This window comes from Brenneria rubrifaciens (assembly GCF_005484945.1).
GTDB classification, from domain to species: domain Bacteria; phylum Pseudomonadota; class Gammaproteobacteria; order Enterobacterales; family Enterobacteriaceae; genus Brenneria; species Brenneria rubrifaciens.
The window spans coordinates 2066948-2090674 of record NZ_CP034035.1; the positions used below are offsets into that span (position 1 = coordinate 2066948).

Here is a 23727-nt window from a genome sequence, read left to right on the forward strand (position 1 = left end):
TTTATGGTAAACTCCGCCGCCTAATCTTTATCGCTGTAATGGGACATCTTACGTGGCTAAACAGACTCCGGCCGATTTGCCCGCTGAATTCCTTAATGCAACGCAGGCAATCATGCCCGCGCATCTCTCAATGACCGATTTTATTGCCGCCTGCCAACGGCCTTTGCGCCGCAGTATTCGTATCAATACGTTAAAAATCAGCGTTGAAGCATTTCTGCAACAGGTTGAGCCTTATGGATGGCGATTTGAACCGATTCCGTGGTGCGAAGAGGGCTTTTGGCTGTTAAACGCGGACGATGAAACCGTTCGGCTGGGCAATACGCTGGAACACCTTAGCGGCCTTTTCTATATTCAGGAAGCCAGTTCGATGCTGCCGGTCAGCGCTTTGCTCCATGACCGCTCAACGCCGCAAAAAGTTCTGGACATTGCCGCCGCGCCCGGTTCCAAAACCACTCAGATGGCTGCCAGACTGAACAACCAGGGCGGCATTATCGCCAACGAATACTCCGGCAGCCGGGTCAAAGTGCTGCATGCCAACATCAGCCGCTGCGGGGTAAGCAATACCGCGATCACGCATTTCGACGGCCGGGTTTTTGGCGCCGCCCTGCCCGAGTATTTCGATGCGATTCTGCTGGATGCGCCGTGCTCCGGCGAGGGCGTCGTCCGTAAAGATCCGGCCGCCATGAGCCACTGGTCGCCGGAAAGTATCATCAGCATCGCGGCCACCCAGCGCGACCTGATCCTAAGCGCTTTCCACGCGCTGAAACCCGGCGGGGTGATGATCTATTCGACCTGTACGCTCAATACGCAGGAAAATCAGCAGGTTTGCTACTGGTTACAGCAGCAGTTCCCCGATGCCTGTGAATTTGAACCGTTAACCGACCTGTTCCCGAATGCGCCGTTGGCCGCCACGCAAGAAGGCTTTTTACATGTCTTCCCGCAAATCTATGACAGTGAAGGTTTTTTTGTCGCCCGCCTGAGAAAAACGGCCCGCGTGCCGCCGCTCCCGGCGCCGGGTTATAAAGTGGGCAAATTCCCCTTCTCGCCGCTGAACGGCAAAGATGCGGCGCTGGTGACTCAAGCTGCGGAAAAGCAAGGTCTGGCATGGCGCGGCAATCAGCATCAGCTATGGCAGCGTGACAATGAAATCTGGCTTTTTCCCACCGCGCTGGTTTCTGCGTTTGGCAACATTAAATTCTCGCGGATTGGCGTCAAGCTGGCGGAACGCTTTCCCAAAGGCTATCGCTGGCAGCATGAAGCCGTTATCGCCCTGGCAAAATCCGATGTTCGTCACCGTTATGCGCTGACGCCCCAACAGGCCGCCGAATGGTTTCAGGGCAAAGACAGTTACCCGGAGCCGCTTCCCGCCGCGGATGAACTGCTGCTCACTTATCAGGATTGCCCGGTCGGTCTGGCGAAACGCATCGGTAGTCGGATCAAAAACAATTTGCCGCGCGATCTGGTCCGTGACGGCGCTGGCCCGGCGCGGCGCTAAGCGGTCTTCGCTGGCGGCGAAGCCGTCATCTGGCGGTGATAAAATCGCCTGATAAACGCGCGCCCCCCATCTGCGGCGTTTTCATCTACAATTGCCTATAGCATGTCGGAAAGAAAGTTGAGGGCATCATGTTTGCACTGGTGATATTTGTTTGCTATCTCGGGCATGGCTGTGATGAACTGGTGGTCGATGCTTATAACACGGAAACACAATGTCTGCGGGCGATGGACGAGCAACGTTTGCGCCGCGCGGGGTGTTATCCTATTGAGGAATTTATTGACGGTTTCTGGATGCCGGCAAAGGAATACACGGATTTTTAATCCGCCACACGCCCGCTCGTTCGAACAATATCACCGACATACGCCAAAACCTCTCATACCCAGATGAAAATGGTTTGCGTGTGCCGCGTTATATTCCGGCCCCAGCGAATTACCAAAAAAACGGCAGCTATCATTAAAGACGAAGATGGTTCGCAGATAGTCACCTCGTTCATTTTGTTGCGGCCATTGGTTCAGTACGCTGATCCGCTGTCCGTCCGCCAGGCGAAAACCGACAATATCCAACGCCTCCGCCGTGGCATGCTCACTCAATCGCCCTTCGGGACGATGGTAAACATTGCGGCAGGCGTAGCTGCCGACATGGTCGATCCGTACCAGCGATGTGTTCATCCGCGCCGCTTGCGGCAGAGTCGATTGCGTCACAAACATCGTACTGCTCAACGCCAGCGGGCAACTGGCGAGAAAGCTGGCGCTGAGTCCGACAGCGCCAAAACGCTGCACGCGAACAGGCGAAGACAGCGGACATTGGCCTTCAACATCACTCACCTGCGAAAAGGTCACCCGCCCTTTTTCCTGCGCCTGCATCAATATCGCCAGACATGCTTTGGGGTCATTCGCCACTTGCTTTAGTTTGAAACGTGTGACGAAGGTTGGCGGGTCGTCAACCGATAGCGGCGAAAACGGATCATAGCCGGGAGGAAGGTGGCGTTGAAGCCAGGGCGCCAGCGCCATCAGCCCCCCCAGAATAATCAGAGCAACCAGCATTCTTCGTACCACGTCCCCACCTCCGGTTCAAACCCTATCGGGCGTAATGACTGCGTGACCGCCGCCAAGCGAGGTGCTGAAATCCGCATAGTTATTCCTCTAGATCTGTGATAATCATGGACGCTTTGTTTGCTTACGGGAGTCTTGTAACCCGGCTTATCGCTACAACCGATCAATAATGAAGAATCGATCTGTATAAACGTTTATAAAATAATCACACCTGATGTCATCATGACACTGGAGAATTCAAACGATAACGATGACATCAGGGAAAGCGAAGCCCACCATTTCGGTGGGCTTTTTGCGTTGGCAGCCGCCGTATGTGGTGTATTGCCCTATCTGACGATGGGCAAATCGGCATACCGGGTCGTGTAGGCCGGAGAGAGAAAGTCCCGTTTCATCGCCCAAGCTTGCTGAATACCCTGCCCGGCAAACCAGATTTTGCCTTTGCCGCTCTGATTAAGTTCATCCAATACGCACATCAAGGCCGCGCTGTTTTTTCTGGGTGGATGGTCGTCGAAAAAATCGAGCTGCGCCACCCCCTGGCTGAAAAAGTCGCTCAACATGACACCCGCTTTCATATAACGGTAGCCTTCCAGCCAAATACGGTCCAATGCTGCTGTCGCCATGCGGGTGATGTCCCGCGTGTCGTTGGAGGGAATCATCCGCTGGCCGCTCGCCTGGTTTGAATAGAAAACCTCTTCTTCAGTATGCGGACTGGTGCGCACAAACACGCTGACAAGGCGGCAATACTGACGCTCAGCCCGCAGTTTTTCCGCGGCGCGTCCGGCATACGCGCACACCGCCTCACGCATATCTTCATAACGGGTAATACGCGAACCGAACGAACGGCTACATACGATTTGCTGTTTTGTCGGCGCAAACTCATCCAGCGTCAGACACGGCTGGCCGCACAGTTCCCGCGCGGTACGCTCCAGTACCACATTAAAATGCTTGCGGATCACCCAGGGCGAACAATCCGCCAGATGCAGCGCCGTTTCAATCCCCAGCAAATTCAGTTTCTTGCTGATCCGACGCCCGACGCCCCACACATCCGCCACCGGCACCTGCGCCAGCAGTTTCCGCTGACGCTCAGGGAGCGACAAATCTACCACACCGCCCGTTTTACGCCATTTCTTGGCGGCATAGTTCGCCAGCTTAGCCAGCGTCTTTGTCGGCGCGATACCCACGCCAACGGTCAGATGCGCATGCTGTTGCACCCGGGCGCGCACCTCCCGGCCAAACTGCTCCAGCGGCACACCGTGGACGACGCCGGAAATGTCCATAAAAGCCTCGTCAATGGAGTAAATCTCAACGGCCGGCGCCATTTCCTCCAGCGTCGCCATAACACGGTTCGACATATCCGCGTACAACGCATAGTTTGAACTGAATACCTGCACGCCGTGCTGTTGCAGCGCATCTTTTATCTTAAAAAACGGCGCCCCCATCGTGATGCCCAGCATTTTCGCCCCGTCGTTGCGGGCAATAACGCAACCGTCATTATTCGACAACACAACCACCGGCCTGCCTCTCAGATCCGGCCGAAATACCGTCTCGCAGGCGGCATAAAAGCTGTTTACATCAACGAGTGCGAACATATTAGCAGTGGGCTTTTATCGTAAACGTCACCACGCCGAAGATTTCCAGCGCATCATCATTTCCAAAGCGGATCGGACGGTATGCGCTGTTCATCGGGATCAGTTGCACTTCCGGCTGAAGCTGCAATTTTTTGACCGTAAAAGCGCCGTCCACGGCGGCAACCACGATATCGTCATGTCTGGCCGTTATCGCGCAGTCGACCACCAGCATATCGCCATCAGCGATACCCACCCCAGACATGGAATCGCCGCTGACGCGGACGAAATAGGTCGCGCTGGGATGACGAATAAGCAACTTGTTGAGATCGATACGTTCTTCAACGTAATCCTGGGCTGGGCTGGGGAATCCGCATTCAACTCGATCGGTGAAAAGCGGCAATTCAACGGGTTCTGACAATTCTATTGTTTTTATGAACTTCACGATTTTTACATTCTGTTATGGCACTGTTCATGCATACAGTATTATTTCATCACGTAAATGGTCAAGCCTGCACATGAATGTTTTTATTAACGAATTGATAGCGCTGAATATTTAGTTTTTGCCTATCGTAACGCGGTATCCTTTTTTTGAATACGCCCTGCTGAATTCGCATTGATGATGCAATCAACAGTGGATTGGACGGCATTTCGAACTATCCTTGTATTGTCATTAATGAGATAACGCGGAGATAAACGATGTCGAAAAATAATTTTGATACAGATGCTGAAAACCTCGCAGATAAAGCCGCTAACAAAGCCAATGAGGTTGCCGGAGCCGCTCAGGAAACTTTCGGCGATGTTGTTGATTCACCGAAACATCAAATAAAAGGCGCTACCCGAAAATACGCGGCACAAGCTTGTGATGCACTATGCGATGCAACAAATACCGTTGCCGGTAAAGTTAAAGAATCCCCCATTGCAAGTCTATTAGCCGCTGGCGCGATTGGTATCGTGATTGGCCTTTTGGCAGGGCGCAAATAATCTCAAGTCCCTTTCAGGGACTTGTCAACACGGTAAGGCGACATTAGTCGCCTTACCAATGATTGAAACTTTAGTGAGTTTAAAAAATGCTGGATTGCCAGGAAGATGTTTTTCAATCTTGGCATTATCTTATTGATTGAAATCATCATCAGTCCATATAAAAAAACGCAGTTGCTTTTTAGGCATACCTCGGTATTTTTCTGGGATTTAGCGCGTATTAACAAATAGTTAAAAAAAGACCGAATACGATTCCTGTATCCGGTCTAGGGAAATGGCTCTTGGGAGAGAGCCTTGCGCTAAAAGTTGGCATTTATACAAGCTGAACGAGCCTTGTCACATAAGCTTAGTAAATTCTCTCGCGTTTTCCAGTTTCAACTCATCAGCAGTTATCACAAATGGAACAGATTTCACACTTTACAATAACTATTCAAAACCAATTAATTAACAATAAAATAAAAATCAATCAGTTCAGGATTTATTATCCGGCTGGCAGAGTTGCTCTGCACGTTCAATGAAAGGTTGCAGACTTTTCTTTTGACCTGGGTTTTTAGGGTCATCCAGCCAGATTTCATCGATCGGCTTGGCGTTCACCAACCCCGCTTTCATTTGCTCCGTTGCCGTGTCATTGAGGGGATATTGCATCAATGTTCCGGTATGCAAGGCATACAGCGCATTGCCGGGCCGGCATATCAGTTGAACTTCTTCTCGCGTGAAGGCCCAGCGTTCTCCGTATTCCAGACGGCTGATGTTCGCCAGTTTCGCCGCAGCGAATACACTCACAGGCAGGGAGGCGAGGACAAAGTATAAAAGTAGTTTTTTCATCGGAGGTTCCTGAACATGATTATCCAGACGATTGCGCGCCATCATATTAAACCGTCCGGCACGGGCAAAGATAAATCTCAAACCTTATAAAACATGAGGTTGCGTATAAGTTCTGTCAGCGATCATAGCGACAGTATTCAATGAAGTCGAGCGGCAAATCGGCAGGGAAACGCGGAAAGATAAAGAGGGGAAAATAACGCGGCGATTTAAAATAGCGTGAGGCGAGAAACACGCTCCCTCACGCCGCTAGCAGAAAACGCCTTACGGCATCAGTTCGCTGAACCTGAAACGCTTGCAGACATTTTTTTAAGATCCTGATCAATGAAGAACAGGCCGCCGTCATCGGTATTGACTAGCGCCAGCTTATCAAGAATGGATTTGAACAGCTTCTCTTCCTCATGCTGCTCTGCAACATACCATTGCAGGAAGTTGAAGGTGGAGTAGTCCTGCAACGTCATCGCGGCATGCGCCAGTTCATTGATCTTTGAGGTGATGAGCTGTTCGTGCTCGTAAGTGAGTTTGAAAACGTCAGAGAGTGAAGTGAACTCTACCGGCGGCGCGGGGATCGCTCCCAGTATCGGCAGGTTGCCGGTGTCGTCCAGGTAGTTGAACAAACGCTGCATATGCTGCATTTCTTCCTGGGAATGGGCTTTCAGGAATGCAGAAGCGCCCTCAAAACCTTTATCCCCACACCAGGCGCTCATTTGTAAATACAGATTCGCAGAATAAAATTCCAGATTAAGCTGCTCATTCAGTTTTTGAGTCATTTCTTTTTTTAACATAGACATTCCTTATTTTTCTGGCAAGCAAAATAATTGATCGCCATTATGCCTTGAAACGTAAAAATAAAAAACATCTTATCAATTAAATCAACAATAAATAATTATCAATAATAAAATCAATTGGTTGTTTTTTATTATTGATAATTATTTTCATTTTCAATAAAGAAACGTTTTTGATTGATAACCGTTTTTATTATCAATCAAAATAAACATTCAATATATCTAACCTCTGCAAATTGAAAGGTGACGGGTATAACTTGCGATTTCCATGGCTCTGTTTTACCGTGACGCCAGCATATCGTCACAGTTAATCGGGGGAAAACGCGATGGGACACAATCTGGCAGAACTTTCCAAAGAAGAAATGGATAAGGTCAATGTTGATTTAGCGGCGTCAGGGGTAGCGTTCAAAGAACGTTATAATATGCCTGTCATTCCTGAAATGATTGAGAAAGAGCAGCCAGAGCATCTGCGCGGTTATTTCCGCGAGCGCGTTGCCGTTTATCGTCAGTTGTCGTTGCAGTTTTCTCGCCTTCCTTATGAACCTAAGGCCAAATAATTTTTCCAGCTCAGCAGACTCGCAATAAAAACCGCGTTTCCCTTGCATATTGGGTAAAACAGGCGGTTAATGGGTGGGCAAACCAACCTTTTACTACCAGACGAGGTAAGATATGAGTAAAGGAATGGACAGCAAAAAGAACAGCAAGAAAAAGCCCTTGAAAACCGCGGCGGAAAAACGGGCGGATAAAAAGGCGAAAAAAGGTCAACCACAGGCCGACATCAATTAAACCCACGATACCGATCGGTAAACCCGCCTCCCTGCGGGTTTACTCCCGATAACAATCCAGCATCAAGCGCCGGGCGTCCCCAGTACCATCAGCAGAAACGCATACTCCAGCGCAATATCCTCATAATGTTTAAAGCGTCCCGACTTGCCGCCATGCCCGGCATCCATATCGGTATACAACAATAACAATCGCTCATCCGACTTCATGTCACGCAGCTTGGCCACCCATTTTGCGGGTTCCCAGTACTGAACCTGCGAATCATGCAGCCCGGTGGTCACCAGCATATGGGGGTAAGCCTGCGCGGTAACGCAGTCGTACGGGCTATATTGCCGAATATACTCGTAATAGGCGCGATCGTTTGGATCGCCCCACTCTTCATACTCTCCGGTCGTTAACGGGATAGATTCATCCAACATGGTCGTCAGAACATCCACAAAAGGCACCTGTGCCACCACGCCTTTAAACAGATTCGGCGCCAGATTGACAACGGCTCCCATCAATAATCCACCGGCGCTGCCGCCCATCGCGAACATGTTTTGACGATCGCCATAGCCCTGCCCGGCCAGCGCCTGTGAAACATCAATGAAATCGGTGAACGAATTCATTTTATTCAGCAGCCGCCCATCGTCATACCACTGCTGCCCCAGCTCGCCACCGCCTCGAATGTGCGTCAGCGCGAAGACAAATCCCCGATCCAACAGGCTTAACCGGCTGACGCTGAAATCGGGCTCCATACTGCTGCCATAGGCGCCGTAGCCGTACACCAGTATCGGATTCCGCCCCGGTTTGAAATGTTCCCGGCGATAAACCAGCGATACCGGAATTTCTACGCCGTCCCTCGCCTTGACCCACAGGCGCTCGCTCTGGTAGTCGTCCGGCGTAAAGTTTTTCACTTCGGCCTGCTTCAACCGTTTCTGCTGACCGGTATCCATATTCAACTCATACAGGGTATTCGGCGTGGTCATTGAGGCGTAACCATAACGCAGCAAGGTTGTTTCCGGAGATGGATTATAGGCGAGCCACGTAACATAGCTGGCATCATTGAAAGTAATGTCCTTCTCTTCCCGCGTTTGCCAATGGATCTGCCGCAGGCTGGTCAGGCCACGTTCCCTTTCCTCGACCACCAGCCAGTCACGAAACAGCGCAAAGCCCTCCAGCACCCGACGCTCACGCGGCGCAATCACTGTTTCCAGTTCGTTTTCGCCGGGCTTCCGCGAACAATAAAGACCAAAGTTTTTACCTTCCCGGTTAGAGCGCAGATAAAAGCTGTCGTTGTAGTGGTCGACGCCATATTCGTGATCTTTGCGCCGCGGAATAAACACCTGCGGCACCGCGTCCGTCTCATCCGCATCGATCAACAGCGCTTCCGTCGTGGTGGTGCTGCTCAGATAAATGATGATGTAGCGCTCTGAGGTGGTTTTTCCCAGGCCGACGTAATAGGTATCATCCGATTCTTCGTACACCAACGCATCGTTTGCAGGATCGCTGCCTAAACGGTGCCGATAAACCTGATACGGCAACAGCGTCTGCGGGTGCTTGCGCACATAATAAAGGGTGGTTGAATCGGTAGACCATTCAGCCCCGGCGGACACGTTCTCAATCACATCCGGCAGCCACTCCCCGGTTGTCAGGTCACGGAAACGGATGTCATATTGCCGGCGGGAAAGGAAATCCTCAGACAGCACCAGAATCTGGTTATTCGGGCTGACTTCCAGCGCCCCCAGACTGTAAAACTCATGGTTCTCCGCCCGCTGATTACCATCCAGCAACGTTTCCCACTCGGTGGTTACCTGTTCCGGCTGACGCAAATAGATCGGATACTCTTTGCCCGGCTCATAGCGGTTCTGGTAGCGATAGCCATTGCGGACATAAGGCACTGACATATCTTCAGACGGTATTCGTTTGACCATCTCGTCATACAGCGCCCGCTTAAGATCGCCGTAGGGCGCCATCACATCGTTACAGTAGCGATTCTCCTGCTGAAGATAATTCAGCACCTGCGGGTCGGCTCGCTGGTCGTCACGCAGCCAGTAATAGTTATCAACGCGCGTATCGCCATGAATGGTCAGCGGATGGGGTCTTTTTTCTGCTTGCGGTGCACTCATTACGTTCGGTTCCCCTTTTTTGAAAAGGCCAGTTTTGAAAGAATGTGTTCGGAAATAAATCAGGTCAGGGTGACGGGCAGGATAGCCCGTCACAGGCATCCTTTTTCTTTCATGCAGAGTGGCATGATTCTCCGGGGATGCCAAGCCAGACGCCTCCTTGTTCGACGTTCGCCCCGCAGAGCCCGCACGTTCAGTGACTGTGATGCGTACGCAAACGTTTTCGTTTATACTGCGCCGGTTTTTACAACCCGATCAGGTAGACGTTATGTTAACAATTGGAACGGCCCTGCGAACCGATGCCACACGCGTGATGTTGCTCGGTTCCGGTGAGTTAGGCAAAGAAGTGGCGATTGAGTGTCAACGCCTGGGTATTGAAGTTATCGCGGTTGATCGCTACGCCGACGCGCCCGCCATGCAGATTGCGCATCGCAGCCATGTCATTAACATGCTGGACGGTGAAGCATTAAAGACGCTGATTGAAGCGGAACGTCCAGATTACATCGTGCCGGAAATTGAAGCCATCGCCACCGATATGCTGGTGACGCTGGAGCAACAGGGCCACCATGTGGTTCCCTGCGCTGAAGCAACCCGCCTGACGATGAACCGTGAGGGTATTCGCCGTCTGGCCGCGGAAACGCTGGGGGTGCCAACCTCCACCTACCGCTTTGCGGAGAGTGAAGCGAGTTTCCGCCAGGCTGTGGCTGAGATTGGCTATCCCTGCATTGTCAAACCTGTGATGAGCTCCTCCGGCAAAGGCCAAAGCCTGATTCATAAACCGCAGCAGTTGGAGAAGGCATGGCAGTATGCGCAGCAAGGCGGACGGGCGGGCGGTGGCCGGGTGATTGTCGAAGGGCTGATTAAGTTCGATTTCGAGATCACGCTGCTGACCATCCACGCTGTTGACGGTGTTCATTTCTGCGCGCCGATTGGTCATCGTCAGGAAGACGGCGACTATCGCGAATCATGGCAGCCGCAGCAAATGAGCGCGCTGGCGCAGGAACGGGCGCAGGCGATTGCCAGTCAGGTGGTCAAAGCGTTGGGCGGCTATGGCTTGTTCGGTGTTGAACTGTTCGTTTGCGGCGATGACGTGATCTTCAGTGAAGTCTCCCCTCGCCCTCACGATACCGGTATGGTAACGATGATCTCACAGGATCTGTCTGAGTTCGCTTTACACGTACGGGCTTTTTTAGGATTACCAATCGGCGCGATCCGTCAGTATGGCGCGGCGGCATCCGCCGTGATTCTGCCAGAGCTTGATAGTCGCAATGTCCGCTATCAGGGGCTGGAAAACGCCTTACTGCCTCATACGCAGATCCGTCTGTTTGGCAAACCGGACATCAGCGGAAAACGTCGCATGGGCGTTGCGCTGGCGGCGGCGGAAACCACGGACGACGCGGTGACATTAGCGAAAAAAACCGCCGCAGCGGTAAAAGTCAGCGGTTAAGCGATAGCACAAAAAAGCCACCCGTGTCTGGGTGGCTTGTGCGCATCGGCTTGGTGGAATTACGCTGGCACGCCTTCAACCGCTTCGCGGGCCAGTTCGGTGATGCGCATGTAGTCGCCGCATTCCAGCGCGTCATTCGGCACCAGCCAGGAGCCTCCTACGCACAGTACGCTTTTCAGCGCCAGATAATCGCGATAGTTGTTCGGCGTAATGCCGCCGGTCGGGCAGAAACGAATTGACGCGAAGGGCCCGGCAATCGCCTGCAAAGCTTTGACGCCGCCGTTAGCTTCCGCCGGGAAGAATTTGAACTCTCGTAAACCGTAGTCCATGCCCAGCATCAGTTCAGAAACCGTGCTGATACCGGGGATCAGTGGAATCGTGCCTTCGTTAGCCGCTTTCAGCAACGGTTCGGTCAGCCCCGGACTGATGGCAAATTGCGCGCCGGCTTCGGTTACCGCCGCCAGTTGCTGCGGGTTGGTTACCGTCCCCGCGCCAACAATGGCTTCAGGCACTTCTTTTGCGATAGCGCGGATCGCGTCTACCGCGCACTCGGTACGCAATGTCAGCTCCAAAACGCGAACGCCACCCGCAACCAGCGCCTTTGCCATTGGTACGGCATGCGCCAGTTTGTTGACCACAATAACAGGAACAACCGGACCCGCTGTCAAAATCTGCTCCGCGCTCGTTTTCCAGTTTTTCATTAAGCGTTATCTCCAGCCATGCCCTCAGGCATCGTTAATAATATACACCCCCGATCACCCCGATTTTATTCAAACTCGTTCCAGGAGCGCCCGTCGCGGGTAATCATCGCCACGGAAGCAACCGGCCCCCAACTTCCCGCCTGATAGGGCTTCGGCGCGTCATTATCCATCGACCAGGCGTCCATGATTGAGTCCACCCATTTCCAGGCTTCTTCCACTTCATCACGGCGCACAAACAGGGCCTGAATACCGCGCATGGATTCCAGTAACAGACGCTCATACGCATCCGCCAGATGCTGCTGATTGAACGTTTCAGAGAAACTCAGATCCAGTTTGACCGTTTGCAGGCGATGCTTATGATCCAGCCCAGGGATTTTATTGAGAATCTGGATTTCAACGCCTTCATCCGGCTGCAAGCGAATAATCAGCTTGTTTTGCGGCAACTGCTGGTAGGAATCATGGAACAGATTCAGCGCCGGGTTTTTGAAATACACGACAACTTCGGAACATTTCGTCGGCAGACGTTTGCCGGTACGCAGATAGAACGGCACGCCAGACCAGCGCCAGTCATCAATATCGACACGAATCGCGACAAAGGTTTCGGTACAGCTGGTTTTATTCGCGCCCTCTTCTTCCAGATAACCCGGTACTTTATTCCCCCGAACAAAGCCGGCGGTATATTGCCCCCGCACGGTGGTTTCATGCACGTTGGTAGTATCGATACGACGCAGCGAACGCAATACTTTCACTTTCTCATCGCGGATACGATCGGTAGTCAGATCAGATGGCGGCGACATGGCTATCATGGTCAGAATCTGTAACAAGTGGTTTTGAATCATGTCGCGCATCTGACCTGCCTTGTCAAAATAGCCCCAGCGCCCTTCTATTCCCACCTCTTCCGCTACAGTGATCTGCACATGATCGATGGTGCGATTATCCCAGTTCGCAGAAAAAAGCGAGTTGGCAAAACGCAACGCCAGCAGGTTCAATACCGTTTCTTTGCCTAAATAATGGTCAATGCGATAGACCTGACTCTCGCCAAAATACTCGGCAACCTGATCGTTGATAACACATGAGGACGCTAAATCCGTCCCCAACGGTTTTTCCATAACGACGCGAGTGGGTGCTTTGTTTAACCCGGCTGCGCCCAAACCACGGCAAATCGCGCCAAACGTGCTGGGCGGCATGGCGAAATAATTAATGGTGGTGCGGTTTTTCTGGTCAAGCAGCTTACCCAGTTTGCTAAAGCTTTTCGTGTCTTCAACATCAAGATTGCAGAAATCCAGCCGCCCGCTCAACATTTCCCACAGCGACGCATCAATGGGTTCTTTCATGAAGGTTTCCAGCGCTTCATGCACTACGCCGATGTAGGCTTTTTTATCCCATTCTGCTCGGCCAACGCCGATAATCCGGGTTTCCGGGTGGATATGCCCCGCTTTTTCCAACTGATACAGGGAAGGCAGCAATTTTCGGCGCGCCAAATCGCCCTTCGCGCCGAAAATAACCAGGTCGCATGCCTGGGCTGTTGAAGTTACCGCCATTTTCATCTCCTCGTTGCTGGATGCTGTAATTTTATTACAGCAATTAATGTACTCTTTTTAACTACAGCCAGTAAACCGTAGCAAAAACTCAAAATCCAAAGCAGACACGTTGGATATCATCAAAAACCAGCCTGTTATACCGACTGAAACGCCTGCAACATCCGGCAGTTGCCCCAAAAAGCACTTTTCACTGTTTCTGGCAGCGGCTCACTTTTCTGAAAGTTAGACACAAGTCATGTTCTGACAAAAAAAGCGCTCGGCGCCACACTTTTTCCTCTGCCAACCGCGCCATGGGAGTAGTATATTTTCACAAAATCCATATCGATTGCGTCTTTGGTTAAAATTGGAAATACTTATATGGCACGTGTTATATGAATATACTGGAAAAAATCCAGAGCCGTCTGGAGCTCTTGAGCAAGTCTGAAAAAAAGGTTGCTGAGGTTATCCTGAGCGCTCCGCAAACAGCAATTCACTCCAGTATCGCCTCCCTGGCAAAGATGTCCGATGTCAGTGAACCCACCGTCAACCGTTTCTGTCGCCGTCTGGAAACCAAAGGTTTTCCCGATTTTAAACTTCATCTGGCCCAAAGCCTGGCGAATGGCACACCTTATGTAAACCGTAACGTCGAAGAAAGTGATAGTGTTGATGCTTATACCGGCAAAATCTTTGAATCGACGATGGCCGGTCTGGAACATGTCAAATCCTGTCTGGATATTGCCGCCGTCAACCGGGCTGTGGATCTGCTCACCCAGGCGAAAAAAATTTCCTTTTTTGGCTTCGGCGCTTCTGCGGTTGTCGCGCATGACGCGATGAACAAGTTCTTCCGTTTCAATATTCCCGTGGTCTATTTTGACGATATTGTCATGCAGCGCATGAGTTGCATGAACTCCAGCGAAGGCGACGTGGTGGTGGTGATTTCCCACACTGGCCGAACGAAAGGCCTGGTAGAAGTGGCGCAGTTGGCCAGAGAAAATGACGCCATCGTCATCGCCATCACGTCGGGAGGTACGCCGCTGGCGCGGGAAGCATCATTAACGCTGCAGGTGAATGTACCCGAGGATACCGATGTCTACATGCCGATGGTTTCGCGTATTGCGCAACTGACGCTCATTGATGTACTGGCCACCGGTTTTACGCTGCGGCGCGGGGCAAAATTCCGGGATAACCTGAAGCGAGTCAAGGAAGCATTGCGCGAATCGCGGTTCGATAAAGAGGAAAAGTTTAGCAATCCTTTCATATAATTGATTAATATTTAAGCTATTTTATTATTACGCTACGATGGTAACAGAACCCAAAGCAGAGAGAATAGCAACTAAAGTCAAATTTAATCAGGCATTCGAGTGCCGAATACCTCATTGTTCAAACGCGGTCAGGCAGAGTAACCCGGCGTTTCCCGGCGCCACGGCGGACGTTCGGAGTCGGCAGCGCGTTGATTCGCATATTCGCATAAATGAAATAGTTGCGTCGTAAAGTTACATGCTACAGCCTTATTCGACATCAATCGCAACACTACCGCTTCACAAGTCAACGGAGTTACACATGTCCAGACGGCTCAGAAGAACCAAAATTGTCACCACCCTGGGGCCAGCTACCGACCGTGACAATAATCTTGAAAAGATTATCAGCGCGGGCGCTAACGTAGTACGCATGAATTTTTCTCACGGCACCCCCGAAGATCACCAATTACGTGCTAACCGAGTTCGTGAAATTGCGGCCAAATTAGGTCGGCATGTCGCCATACTGGGCGATTTACAGGGGCCGAAAATTCGAGTGTCCACTTTCAAGGAAGGTAAAATCTTTCTCAACGTGGGCGACAAATTCCTGTTGGACGCCAACCTGTCCAAAGGCGAAGGCGATAAAGAGAAAGTCGGTATCGATTACAAGGGGCTACCGGCGGACGTTGTGCCTGGCGACACCTTGCTGTTGGACGATGGCCGCGTACAGTTGAAAGTCCTCCAGGTTGAAGGCATGAAAGTGTATACCGAAGTCACCGTCGGCGGCCCCTTGTCGAACAATAAAGGGATCAACAAGCTGGGCGGCGGCCTTTCCGCCGAAGCATTAACCGAAAAGGACAAAGCAGACATCATCATCGCCGCAAAAATCGGCGTGGATTATCTGGCCGTCTCCTTCCCGCGTACGGGTGAAGATTTAAACTACGCCCGTCGTCTGGCCCGTGACGCAGGCTGTCATGCCAAGATCGTTTCCAAGGTCGAGCGTGCGGAAGCCGTCTGTTCTGATGAAGCCATGGATGACATTATCCTGGCTTCCGACGTCGTGATGGTTGCACGTGGTGATTTGGGGGTTGAAATCGGCGATCCCGAACTGGTGGGTATTCAGAAAAAGCTGATCCGCCGTGCGCGTCAGCTCAACCGTGCCGTCATTACCGCCACGCAGATGATGGAATCCATGATCACCAACCCGATGCCGACTCGTGCTGAGGTGATGGACGTGGCCAACGCCGTGCTGGACGGCACCGACGCCGTGATGCTTTCCGCCGAAACCGCAGCGGGGCAATATCCGGCGGAAACGGTGTCAGCAATGGCGAAAGTCTGTCTTGGCGCCGAGAAAATCCCCAGCATCAATGTGTCCAAACATCGCCTTGATGTGCAGTTTGAGAACACGGAAGAATCTATCGCAATGTCATCGATGTATGCGGCTAACCATCTGAAAGGCGTCACGGCGCTGATCGCCATGACGGAATCAGGGCGCACCGCGCTGATGATGTCACGTATCAGTTCCGGTCTGCCTATTTTTGCCATGTCACGCCATGAACATACGCTCAATCTGGCAGCGCTCTATCGCGGCGTCACGCCGGTACACTTCTACAGCTATACCGACGGCGTAGCCGCTGCTAATGACGCGGTTATCCTGCTGCGCGACAAAGGGTTCCTGATGTCCGGGGATCTGGTTATTGTGACGCAAGGTGACGTGATGGGCACGGTCGGCACCACTAACACGATCCGTATCCTGCGCGTGGAATAACGGCCTGGCACCACGGAAGTTCACGGATAAAAAAGCCGGACGGTTCATCATCGTCCGGCCTTTTTGTAATCGCATACACCCGGCTTAATTCCGGTACAAATCGTCCCGGCAATAGGGCTCAATCTCACCCGGCTTGCGAGTTTTCAGCAGCTTGAGAATCCATGTGTATTGTTCTGGATTCGGTCTGACAAAAATCTCAATTTCCTCGTTCATACGGCGGGCGATATATTCATCGTCAGCGCCAGCCAGATCGTCCATTGGCGGGCGAATAAATATTTCCAGACAACACGTTTTCTCATTGTATACCGGAAACAGAGGCACAATGTCCGCACGGCAAATCGCCATCAAGCGGCCGATTGCCGGCAAGGTTGCCTTGTAGGTGGCAAAAAAATCCACGAATTCACTATTCTCCGCACCATGATCCTGATCGGGAAGATAATACCCCCAGTATCCCTGCCGCACTGAACTGACAAAGGGTTTTATGCCCGCGTTACGCGTATGAATTCGGCCGCCAAAGCGACGGCGCAACGTGTTCCACCAAAAGTCCATCAGCGCATTTTTCTGATTATGAACCATCGCAGCCATTCGTTGCCCGCGCGAGGCCATCAACATCGCCGGGATATCCACGCCCCAGCCGTGTGGCACCAGAAAGATGACATTCCGCTGTTGCGCTTTCAACTTATTCAGAATCTCTTCGCCATGCCAGCGAACATATTTCTCGACATTACCGTGATTGCGGATACCCATCTCAACCATCAAGATTATCGTTTGGGGAGCCGTTGCAAACATACTATCGATAATGGTTTCGCGCTGCTCATCGGTCAGATCTGGCATACAGTACAGCAGGTTGATTCGTGCGCGGCGGCGAGCGCCTTTTGACAATCGGCCAACAAAGCGCCCTAGTCCGCCCAATATCGGATTTCTTAAACGCGCGGGGACATAGGCGACAACCGCCATTGCGCCAACGCTCATCCAGACGCCCCAGTAACGTGGGTGATAAAAGGCTCGTTGGAACTGAGGCACAAACTCAGCGCAGGTTTTTTTCTCGTTTTCCATGCAATAACTCTTCAAAGAACTCACAAGATAGTGATAACTGCCAACATCGCCTCCCAATTAGCGACGCCCCCTAAAAAGCACAACAAAAATTAGTGACCCACAAATGAAAATGCCGGCAGCAAGCCGCTACCGGCAGAAAAACAGCAAACAAGATTAGTCAAACGTAAGTTGTGGAATAATTTCTTTTACCTGAGCCAGATAATCGCGGCGTTCTTTACCGGATAACCCTTCTGAACGCGGCAACTTGGCCGTAAGCGGGTTGACGGCCTGCTGGTTTATCCAAAATTCATAATGCAAATGCGGCCCAGTGGAACGGCCGGTATTGCCGGATAAACCGATCCGATCGCCACGCTTCACTTTTTGTCCTGCCTTCACCAGTATCCGGTTCATGTGCATGTAGCGCGTGGTGTACTGACGGCCGTGACGAAGAGCCACATAGTTACCTGCCGCACCGCTGCGTTTAGCAATTACCACTTCACCATCCCCCACCGCCAGCACCGGCGAACCAATCGGCATCGCGAAGTCGACGCCTCTATGCGGGGCAACACGCCCCGTGACCGGGTTAAGACGTCGGGGATTGAAGTTGGAAGAAATACGGAACTGTTTCATGGTAGGGAAGCGCATAAATCCGCGGGTCAGACCTGAGCCTTCACGATCGTAGAATTTGCCGTCTGCCGCGCGAATGGCGAAATAATCCTTTCCGCCGGTATTCAGGCGCACGGCCAACAGTTCGCTCTGCTCACTCTTACCATCCAGAATTTCACGGGACATCAGCACGGAGAACGTGTCGTCTTTGCGTAATTTACGAAAGTCCAACTGCCATTGCAGGGCTTTGATCACTGCGCTGACTTCACTGTTGTTCAGACCCGCATTTCTGGCGCTGCTGACAAAGCTACCGTTTAAACGACCGTTCATCACGGCGTTGCGCCACTCCCCCTTCAGCATTTCGATTCTTTCTTTGAAATCAGAACCAACACGTTCATAGATACGGGTTTCACGGCGGGACATCTGCCAAGTCAACGTGCGCAATTCGCCATTTTCACCCAGCACCCAGGAGATTTGCTGCCCGATTTTGAGATTACGCAGATCGCTATTTCGCTCGGCAAGCTGCGTGATATCGGCAATATCTATGCCGTACTGGGTAAGAATGCTGCTCAGCGTATCGCCTGTTGACACCACGTATTCATGCACGCCGCTTTCATCGGAGACTTTGTCGTCCAATTCATCTTGCGGAATTTCATCATCCGGTGCAGGCTGGTCGATCGGTTCACTGGCTTCAGGAGCCAGCCTACGCAGTTGATTGGCTTCCAGAGTGATATCTTTCACCACCACGGGCGCGTCATTGGCGGGGGGATAAACAAAAGGCCGCCAAACAGCAACGGCCAGTGTTATAACGGTAAGAGACCCCAGCATAACGCGATGGGGCCTTGGTAAGCTGTTATACGCCAGAGCGATAGATCCGACTATCTGCTGCACTTATTCGTATCCTCATAATTTTTCCTCCAGACAGCTCCGATACTGGTTCGATAACTGCAACAGGAAATCCGTATAGCTATCTCTACCCAGTTTGATATTGCTCCCCAATGGGTCCAGCACGCCCGAGCGCACGTCAGTTCCCTTGGCAACAGCATTAATAACGGCAGGCCTGAATTGTGGTTCAGCAAAAACACATACGGCTTTATGCTCAACTAATTGTGTCCGAATCTGGTGTAAGCGCTGTGCGCCGGGTTGAATCGCGGGATTGATCGTAAAATGCCCTAACGGGCTTAGACCGTAGTGTTTCTCATAGTAGCCATAGGCATCATGAAACACGAAATATCCCTTACCCTGCACAGGCGCTAGCATCTTAGCAACTTTTTCATCTATCTGCGCGATTTTATCCGTAAAATAAAGCAGATTCGCGTCTAGTTTGTCTTTATTTTGAGGCATAAGTTCCAATAATTTTTTGTGGATTGCAATTGCCGCCTGTTTTGACATCTCCGGCGAGAGCCAAATGTGCATATTGTATTCACCCTGATGGTGTCCATCGTCCGCTTCTTCATGCCCATTTTCGCTGGCCGCATGGTCACGATCGGCATCATGTCCGTGTTGATGAGCCGCCTCTTTTATCAGTTCGGCCTTAATAGCGGGCAGGTTCGCGAGTGCGATTTGCTTTGCCGAAGAAACCTGGGACAGCCGTTTTCCTAAAAAAGCTTCCAGTTCCGGCCCGACCCAAATAACCAGATCGGCAGACTGTAACCGCTGGACATCAGACGGGCGCAAGGCATAATCATGTGGCGACGCGCCATCAGGTAACAAGACCTCTGTTGGGGTCACGCCTTCCGCTATCGCCGAAGCAATGAATCCCAACGGGCGGATTGATGTCACGATAGTCGCGGAAGCCGCACCGATCGAATCCACTGCCATTATCAGAGCGCCGGCGGCAAACGCTCTTTTTAACCATTTATTTTTCTGAATACACTTTTGCATTGAGGGTTATCCCATCGACTTTTAACGCACGAGTTGTTATATTATAACATTACAAAACCTGTGCAAGACGAATTATATGTCCACATTGGTATCACTCAATAAAATTTCCGTTACGTTTGACCGCCGGGAAGTGCTGTCAGATATCTCGCTGTCTTTACGTGCGGGACGAATTCTTACGCTTCTGGGGCCGAATGGCGCGGGGAAATCGACGCTGGTCAGGGTCGTTCTGGGATTATTGTCCCCCACGTCCGGCACGCTACAGAAAACACCGGGTTTACGCATTGGTTACGTTCCGCAGAAACTACATCTTGACGCCACCCTGCCGTTAACCGTCAGCCGTTTTATGCGTCTGCGTCCCGGCGTAAAACAGCAGGATGTTCTGCCGGCCCTCAAACGCGTTCAGGCAGCGCACCTGCTGGAACAGCCCATGCAAAAACTGTCGGGCGGTGAAACTCAGCGCGTGCTGCTGGCCCGCGCATTACTGAATCAGCCACAGCTTTTGGTGTTGGATGAACCAACGCAGGGCGTGGATGTGAACGGACAGCTTGCCCTTTACGATTTAATCAACCAGCTACGGAAGGAATTCAATTGCGGCGTACTGATGGTTTCCCACGATCTCCATCTGGTTATGGCGAAAACCGATGAGGTGCTGTGTCTCAATCAACATATCTGTTGCTCCGGCGCCCCGGAAGAGGTTTCTTTGCACCCTGAATTTTTAGCCATGTTTGGCCATCGCGGTGCCGAGCAATTGGCGGTTTACCGCCATCACCATAATCACCGTCATGACCTGCATGGCCGAATTGTGCTGAAAAGACAAGGGGGGAGCGAGCAATGATTGAGCTTCTCTTACCCGGCTGGCTGGCTGGGATTTTTCTGGCTGTGGCGGCAGGTCCGCTCGGTTCGTTCGTGGTCTGGCGACGCATGTCTTACTTTGGCGATACGCTGGCCCATGCGTCGTTGCTGGGCATCGCTTTCGGCCTGCTGCTGGATATTCACCTCTTTTATACCGTCATTGCCGTCACGCTGGCGCTGGCTTTAGGACTGGTGTGGCTTGAACGCAGACCCTATCTGGCTATTGATACACTACTGGGCATCATGGCGCACAGTGCGCTGTCATTGGGGCTGGTGGTCGTCAGTCTGATGGACAATGTCCGCGTTGACCTGATGGCTTACCTATTTGGGGATTTGCTCTCGGTAACGTCAGACGATCTGTGGTTTATCGGCTGCGGTGTCGTCGTCGTCGTCGCGGTGATGATGTGGCAATGGCGCGCCCTGCTTTCCATGACCGTCAGCCCGGAACTGGCCCATACCGACGGTGTGAAACTTCAGCGGACCAAACTGATTTTGATGCTGGTCACGGCGTTGACCATCGGAATCGCCATGAAGTTTGTCGGCGCGTTGATCATTACATCACTGTTGATTATTCCGGCGGCCAGCGCCCGACGTTTCGCGAAAACGCCGGAACAAATGGCGGGCTTTGCGATGGTTGCCGGCATGATTGCGATCACGGGAGGGCTGGCCTTTTCAGCCAGCTACAACACGCCAGCCGGACCGTCCGTGGTGCTTTGCGCCTCGCTGTTGTTTATTGCCAGCTTAATCAAAAGACAGCCTGCCTGATTTAAATCATGCAGTGAGTAAAGCGCGTGAGGAAAATTACTCCTCGCGCGTCAGACCGAAATGGCGATATGCGTGCTGGGTTGCCATTCGCCCGCGTGGCGTGCGTTGAATAAAGCCCTGCTGGATCAGGAACGGTTCCAGCACGTCTTCGATGGTTTCCCGCTCCTCGCCAATCGCCGCAGCCAGATTATCCAGCCCGACCGGGCCACCCGTAAATTTTTCGATAATCGCCAGCAGTAGTTTCCGATCCATGTAATCGAACCCTTCGGTATCCACCGCCAGCATATCCAGCGCCTGAGTCGCCACCTCCGCGGTGATCGCCCCTTCAGATTTAACCTCTGAGAAGTCCCTTACCCGGCGCAACAGCCGGTTAGCAATACGCGGCGTACCGCGTGAACGGCGGGCCACTTCCAGCGCCCCCTCATACGTCAGGTCCAACCCCAGACATTGCGCGCTGCGGCTGACAATGTACTGTAAATCCGCAACCTTATAGAACTCAAGGCGCTGCACGATACCAAAACGGTCACGCAACGGGGAGGTCAACGAACCGGCCCGCGTGGTCGCGCCGATGAGCGTAAACGGCGGCAAATCCAGTTTGATGGATCGCGCCGCCGGCCCTTCGCCAATCATGATATCCAGTTGGTAATCTTCCATCGCCGGATACAGGATCTCTTCCACCACCGGCGACAGCCGATGGATTTCATCAATAAACAGCACATCGTGCGGTTCAAGGTTGGTCAACAGCGCCGCCAGATCCCCGGCCTTTTCCAATACCGGCCCGGAGGTTGTGCGCAGATTAACGCCCATTTCGTTAGCGACAATGTTGGCCAACGTGGTTTTCCCCAGCCCCGGCGGGCCAAAAATCAACAGGTGGTCCAGCGCATCCCCCCGTTGGCGGGCGGCCTGGATGAAAATCTCCATCTGTTCGCACACCTGGGGTTGACCCACATATTCCGATAACAATTTCGGACGGATGGCGCGGTCTATGATTTCCTCTTCGGGAATCGCTTCTGCGGAAATCAAACGATCAGCTTCAATCATGAATACCTCACAGCGCAATGCGCAACGCGTCTCTGATCAGCGTTTCACAATCTGCATCCGGTTGAGCGACCCGGGTAATCAACCGGCTCGCCTCCTGAGGTTTATAGCCCAGCGCAATCAGCGCGGAAGCCGCCTCCGCTTCAGGATCGGACGCGTTTTTATCCTCTTCGGCGGGAGAAGACGCCAGCGGAACATTTCCAACCGGGTTAAATAGCTCGCCGCTTAAACCTTTAAAACGGTCTTTCATTTCCACCACCAGCCGCTCGGCGGTTTTCTTACCTACGCCGGGCAATTTCACCAGTGCGCCAATCTCCCCCCGCTCAACCGCGCTGACAAACTGGGTGGCCGACATGCCGGAAAGGATCGCCAGCGCCAGTTTCGGGCCGACGCCGTTCACCTTGATCAATTCGCGGAACAGCGCCCTCTCCTGCCTGTCGTTGAAACCGAACAGCAGTTGCGCATCCTCTCGCACTACAAAATGGGTAAAAATCACCGCTTCCTGCGCCAAATCAGGGAGTTCGTAAAAGCAGGTCATCGGCATGTGGACTTCATAGCCAACGCCGTTTGCTTCAATCAGCACCTGCGGCGGTTGTTTTTCCAGAATAATGCCTCTGAGACGACCTATCACGTTGATCTTCCTTTTACGTTTATCAGCAAAGAATAGGGTATAGCTTATAGCATAAAAAAGGCTGGATGAATATCCAGCCTCAGACTTCAGCGTAACCGTCCCGCCAGCGGATTGATTTTTCCTGTCACGCTACGAATCAGGTTTTGACTGAAATGACAGTGGGTAATGGCGATAGCCAGAGCGTCGGCCGCATCAGCCTGCGGGCTGGAGGACAGTTTCAGCAATGAGCGCACCATATGCTGCACCTGCTTTTTGTCCGCCGCCCCCGTGCCCACCACGGTTTGTTTCACCAGTCGGGCAGCGTATTCCGATACCGGCAAGTCCTGATTCACCGCCGCGACAATCGCCGCGCCGCGCGCCTGACCCAACTTTAACGCCGAGTCCGGATTTTTCGCCATGAACACCTGTTCAATCGCCAGAGTGTCCGGTCGAAATTGCGTAATAATTTCACTCACGCCAGCGTAGATCAGCTTAAGACGCGTTGGCATATCATCCACAACGGTTCGTATACATCCGCTGCCGAGGTAGGTCAGTTGACGCCCTTGCTGGCGGATAATGCCGTAACCGGTTACGCGCGAACCGGGATCGATGCCCAGAATAATTGTCATCGCACCGCTCCACCGGTTCGTTTGTCGGTTAGGTGTGGTTTTCCCTGCA

The 23727-nt window shown here is 52.3% G+C and carries 23 protein-coding genes; 9 read left to right on the forward strand and 14 right to left on the reverse strand.

Features of this window, described 5'->3' with window-relative positions; all coding sequences use genetic code 11:
* Window positions 1–52: 52 nt before the first annotated feature.
* Both rsmF and EH207_RS09625 read left to right on the forward strand, forming a co-directional pair.
* Window positions 53–1495, forward strand: a complete 1443-nt coding sequence (gene rsmF, locus EH207_RS09620) for a 16S rRNA (cytosine(1407)-C(5))-methyltransferase RsmF (protein ID WP_137713804.1) — start codon at window positions 53–55, stop codon at window positions 1493–1495.
* A gap of 128 nt (window positions 1496–1623) precedes the next feature.
* Window positions 1624–1815: a YdfD/YebW family protein gene (locus EH207_RS09625; RefSeq protein ID WP_137713805.1), complete on the forward strand. Its 192-nt coding sequence runs from the start codon at window positions 1624–1626 to the stop codon at window positions 1813–1815.
* A gap of 30 nt (window positions 1816–1845) precedes the next feature.
* Here EH207_RS09625 and EH207_RS09630 read toward each other — a convergent pair whose 3' ends face one another.
* The 3 genes from EH207_RS09630 to umuD all read right to left on the reverse strand — a co-directional run bounded on the left by EH207_RS09630 (window position 1846) and on the right by umuD (window position 4557).
* Window positions 1846–2538 (reverse strand): extensin-like domain-containing protein, encoded by a 693-nt coding sequence (locus EH207_RS09630; protein WP_377805049.1) that lies wholly within the window; start codon window positions 2536–2538, stop codon window positions 1846–1848.
* A 335-nt stretch (window positions 2539–2873) separates the two neighbouring features.
* Window positions 2874–4136, reverse strand: coding sequence for a translesion error-prone DNA polymerase V subunit UmuC (umuC, locus tag EH207_RS09635; RefSeq protein WP_137713806.1), 1263 nt, complete (start codon window positions 4134–4136; stop codon window positions 2874–2876).
* A 1-nt stretch (window position 4137) separates the two neighbouring features.
* Window positions 4138–4557 carry a translesion error-prone DNA polymerase V autoproteolytic subunit gene (umuD, locus tag EH207_RS09640; RefSeq protein WP_137713807.1) on the reverse strand — a complete coding sequence of 140 codons (420 nt, stop codon included), beginning with the start codon at window positions 4555–4557 and terminating at the stop codon, window positions 4138–4140.
* 254 nt (window positions 4558–4811) lie between these two features.
* Between umuD and EH207_RS09645 the strand changes: the two genes are divergently transcribed.
* Window positions 4812–5096 (forward strand): CsbD family protein, encoded by a 285-nt coding sequence (locus tag EH207_RS09645; protein WP_137713808.1) that lies wholly within the window; start codon window positions 4812–4814, stop codon window positions 5094–5096.
* A 468-nt stretch (window positions 5097–5564) separates the two neighbouring features.
* Here EH207_RS09645 and EH207_RS09650 read toward each other — a convergent pair whose 3' ends face one another.
* Entirely contained in the window at window positions 5565–5918 is a 354-nt protein-coding gene (locus EH207_RS09650) for a YebY family protein (RefSeq protein WP_137713809.1), read from the reverse strand.
* Between the two features lie 269 nt (window positions 5919–6187).
* Entirely contained in the window at window positions 6188–6700 is a 513-nt protein-coding gene (gene ftnA / locus EH207_RS09655) for a non-heme ferritin (protein ID WP_137713810.1), read from the reverse strand.
* 326 nt (window positions 6701–7026) lie between these two features.
* On the opposite strand from ftnA, the gene EH207_RS09660 reads away from it, so the two are divergent.
* Window positions 7027–7257, forward strand: coding sequence for a DNA polymerase III subunit theta (locus EH207_RS09660; RefSeq protein WP_137713811.1), 231 nt, complete (start codon window positions 7027–7029; stop codon window positions 7255–7257).
* Between the two features lie 291 nt (window positions 7258–7548).
* Here EH207_RS09660 and EH207_RS09665 read toward each other — a convergent pair whose 3' ends face one another.
* Window positions 7549–9591: a S9 family peptidase gene (locus EH207_RS09665; RefSeq protein ID WP_137713812.1), complete on the reverse strand. Its 2043-nt coding sequence runs from the start codon at window positions 9589–9591 to the stop codon at window positions 7549–7551.
* Between the two features lie 265 nt (window positions 9592–9856).
* Between EH207_RS09665 and purT the strand changes: the two genes are divergently transcribed.
* Entirely contained in the window at window positions 9857–11035 is a 1179-nt protein-coding gene (gene purT / locus EH207_RS09670) for a formate-dependent phosphoribosylglycinamide formyltransferase (RefSeq protein WP_137713813.1), read from the forward strand.
* A gap of 59 nt (window positions 11036–11094) precedes the next feature.
* On the opposite strand, the gene EH207_RS09675 is transcribed toward purT, so the two are convergent.
* Complete coding sequence (locus tag EH207_RS09675; RefSeq protein ID WP_137713814.1) at window positions 11095–11736, reverse strand: bifunctional 4-hydroxy-2-oxoglutarate aldolase/2-dehydro-3-deoxy-phosphogluconate aldolase; 642 nt, start codon at window positions 11734–11736, stop codon at window positions 11095–11097.
* 65 nt (window positions 11737–11801) lie between these two features.
* Window positions 11802–13277, reverse strand: coding sequence for a glucose-6-phosphate dehydrogenase (gene zwf / locus EH207_RS09680; protein WP_137713815.1), 1476 nt, complete (start codon window positions 13275–13277; stop codon window positions 11802–11804).
* A 371-nt stretch (window positions 13278–13648) separates the two neighbouring features.
* On the opposite strand from zwf, the gene EH207_RS09685 reads away from it, so the two are divergent.
* Together EH207_RS09685 and pyk are read left to right on the forward strand one after the other, a co-directional pair.
* On the forward strand, window positions 13649–14518 hold the full coding sequence (locus EH207_RS09685; RefSeq protein WP_137713816.1) for a MurR/RpiR family transcriptional regulator: 870 nt from the start codon (window positions 13649–13651) through the stop codon (window positions 14516–14518).
* Between the two features lie 298 nt (window positions 14519–14816).
* Window positions 14817–16259 carry a pyruvate kinase gene (gene pyk / locus EH207_RS09690; RefSeq protein ID WP_137713817.1) on the forward strand — a complete coding sequence of 481 codons (1443 nt, stop codon included), beginning with the start codon at window positions 14817–14819 and terminating at the stop codon, window positions 16257–16259.
* 84 nt (window positions 16260–16343) lie between these two features.
* Here the strand turns inward: pyk and lpxM are convergent, their stop codons facing one another.
* From lpxM to znuA, 3 genes are all read right to left on the reverse strand, one after another.
* On the reverse strand, window positions 16344–17315 hold the full coding sequence (lpxM, locus tag EH207_RS09695) for a lauroyl-Kdo(2)-lipid IV(A) myristoyltransferase (RefSeq protein WP_137713818.1): 972 nt from the start codon (window positions 17313–17315) through the stop codon (window positions 16344–16346).
* Between the two features lie 153 nt (window positions 17316–17468).
* A complete protein-coding gene (gene mepM / locus EH207_RS09700; RefSeq protein ID WP_137713819.1) occupies window positions 17469–18791 on the reverse strand; it encodes a murein DD-endopeptidase MepM in 1323 nt (440 codons plus the stop codon).
* Window positions 18792–18803: 12 nt separating this feature from the next.
* A complete protein-coding gene (gene znuA, locus EH207_RS09705; RefSeq protein ID WP_137713820.1) occupies window positions 18804–19784 on the reverse strand; it encodes a zinc ABC transporter substrate-binding protein ZnuA in 981 nt (326 codons plus the stop codon).
* 76 nt (window positions 19785–19860) lie between these two features.
* Between znuA and znuC the strand changes: the two genes are divergently transcribed.
* Together znuC and znuB are read left to right on the forward strand one after the other, a co-directional pair.
* Complete coding sequence (gene znuC, locus EH207_RS09710; protein WP_137713821.1) at window positions 19861–20619, forward strand: zinc ABC transporter ATP-binding protein ZnuC; 759 nt, start codon at window positions 19861–19863, stop codon at window positions 20617–20619.
* Window positions 20616–21401 (forward strand): zinc ABC transporter permease subunit ZnuB, encoded by a 786-nt coding sequence (gene znuB, locus EH207_RS09715; RefSeq protein WP_137713822.1) that lies wholly within the window; start codon window positions 20616–20618, stop codon window positions 21399–21401. The genes znuC and znuB overlap by 4 nt, the downstream gene beginning before the upstream one ends.
* Window positions 21402–21437: 36 nt before the next feature.
* Here znuB and ruvB read toward each other — a convergent pair whose 3' ends face one another.
* The 3 genes from ruvB to ruvC form a co-directional block, all read right to left on the reverse strand.
* Window positions 21438–22442, reverse strand: coding sequence for a Holliday junction branch migration DNA helicase RuvB (gene ruvB, locus EH207_RS09720; RefSeq protein WP_137713823.1), 1005 nt, complete (start codon window positions 22440–22442; stop codon window positions 21438–21440).
* Between the two features lie 7 nt (window positions 22443–22449).
* Window positions 22450–23070: a Holliday junction branch migration protein RuvA gene (gene ruvA, locus EH207_RS09725; RefSeq protein ID WP_137713824.1), complete on the reverse strand. Its 621-nt coding sequence runs from the start codon at window positions 23068–23070 to the stop codon at window positions 22450–22452.
* An 86-nt stretch (window positions 23071–23156) separates the two neighbouring features.
* Window positions 23157–23678, reverse strand: a complete 522-nt coding sequence (ruvC, locus tag EH207_RS09730; RefSeq protein ID WP_137713825.1) for a crossover junction endodeoxyribonuclease RuvC — start codon at window positions 23676–23678, stop codon at window positions 23157–23159.
* Window positions 23679–23727: the final 49 nt, after the last annotated feature.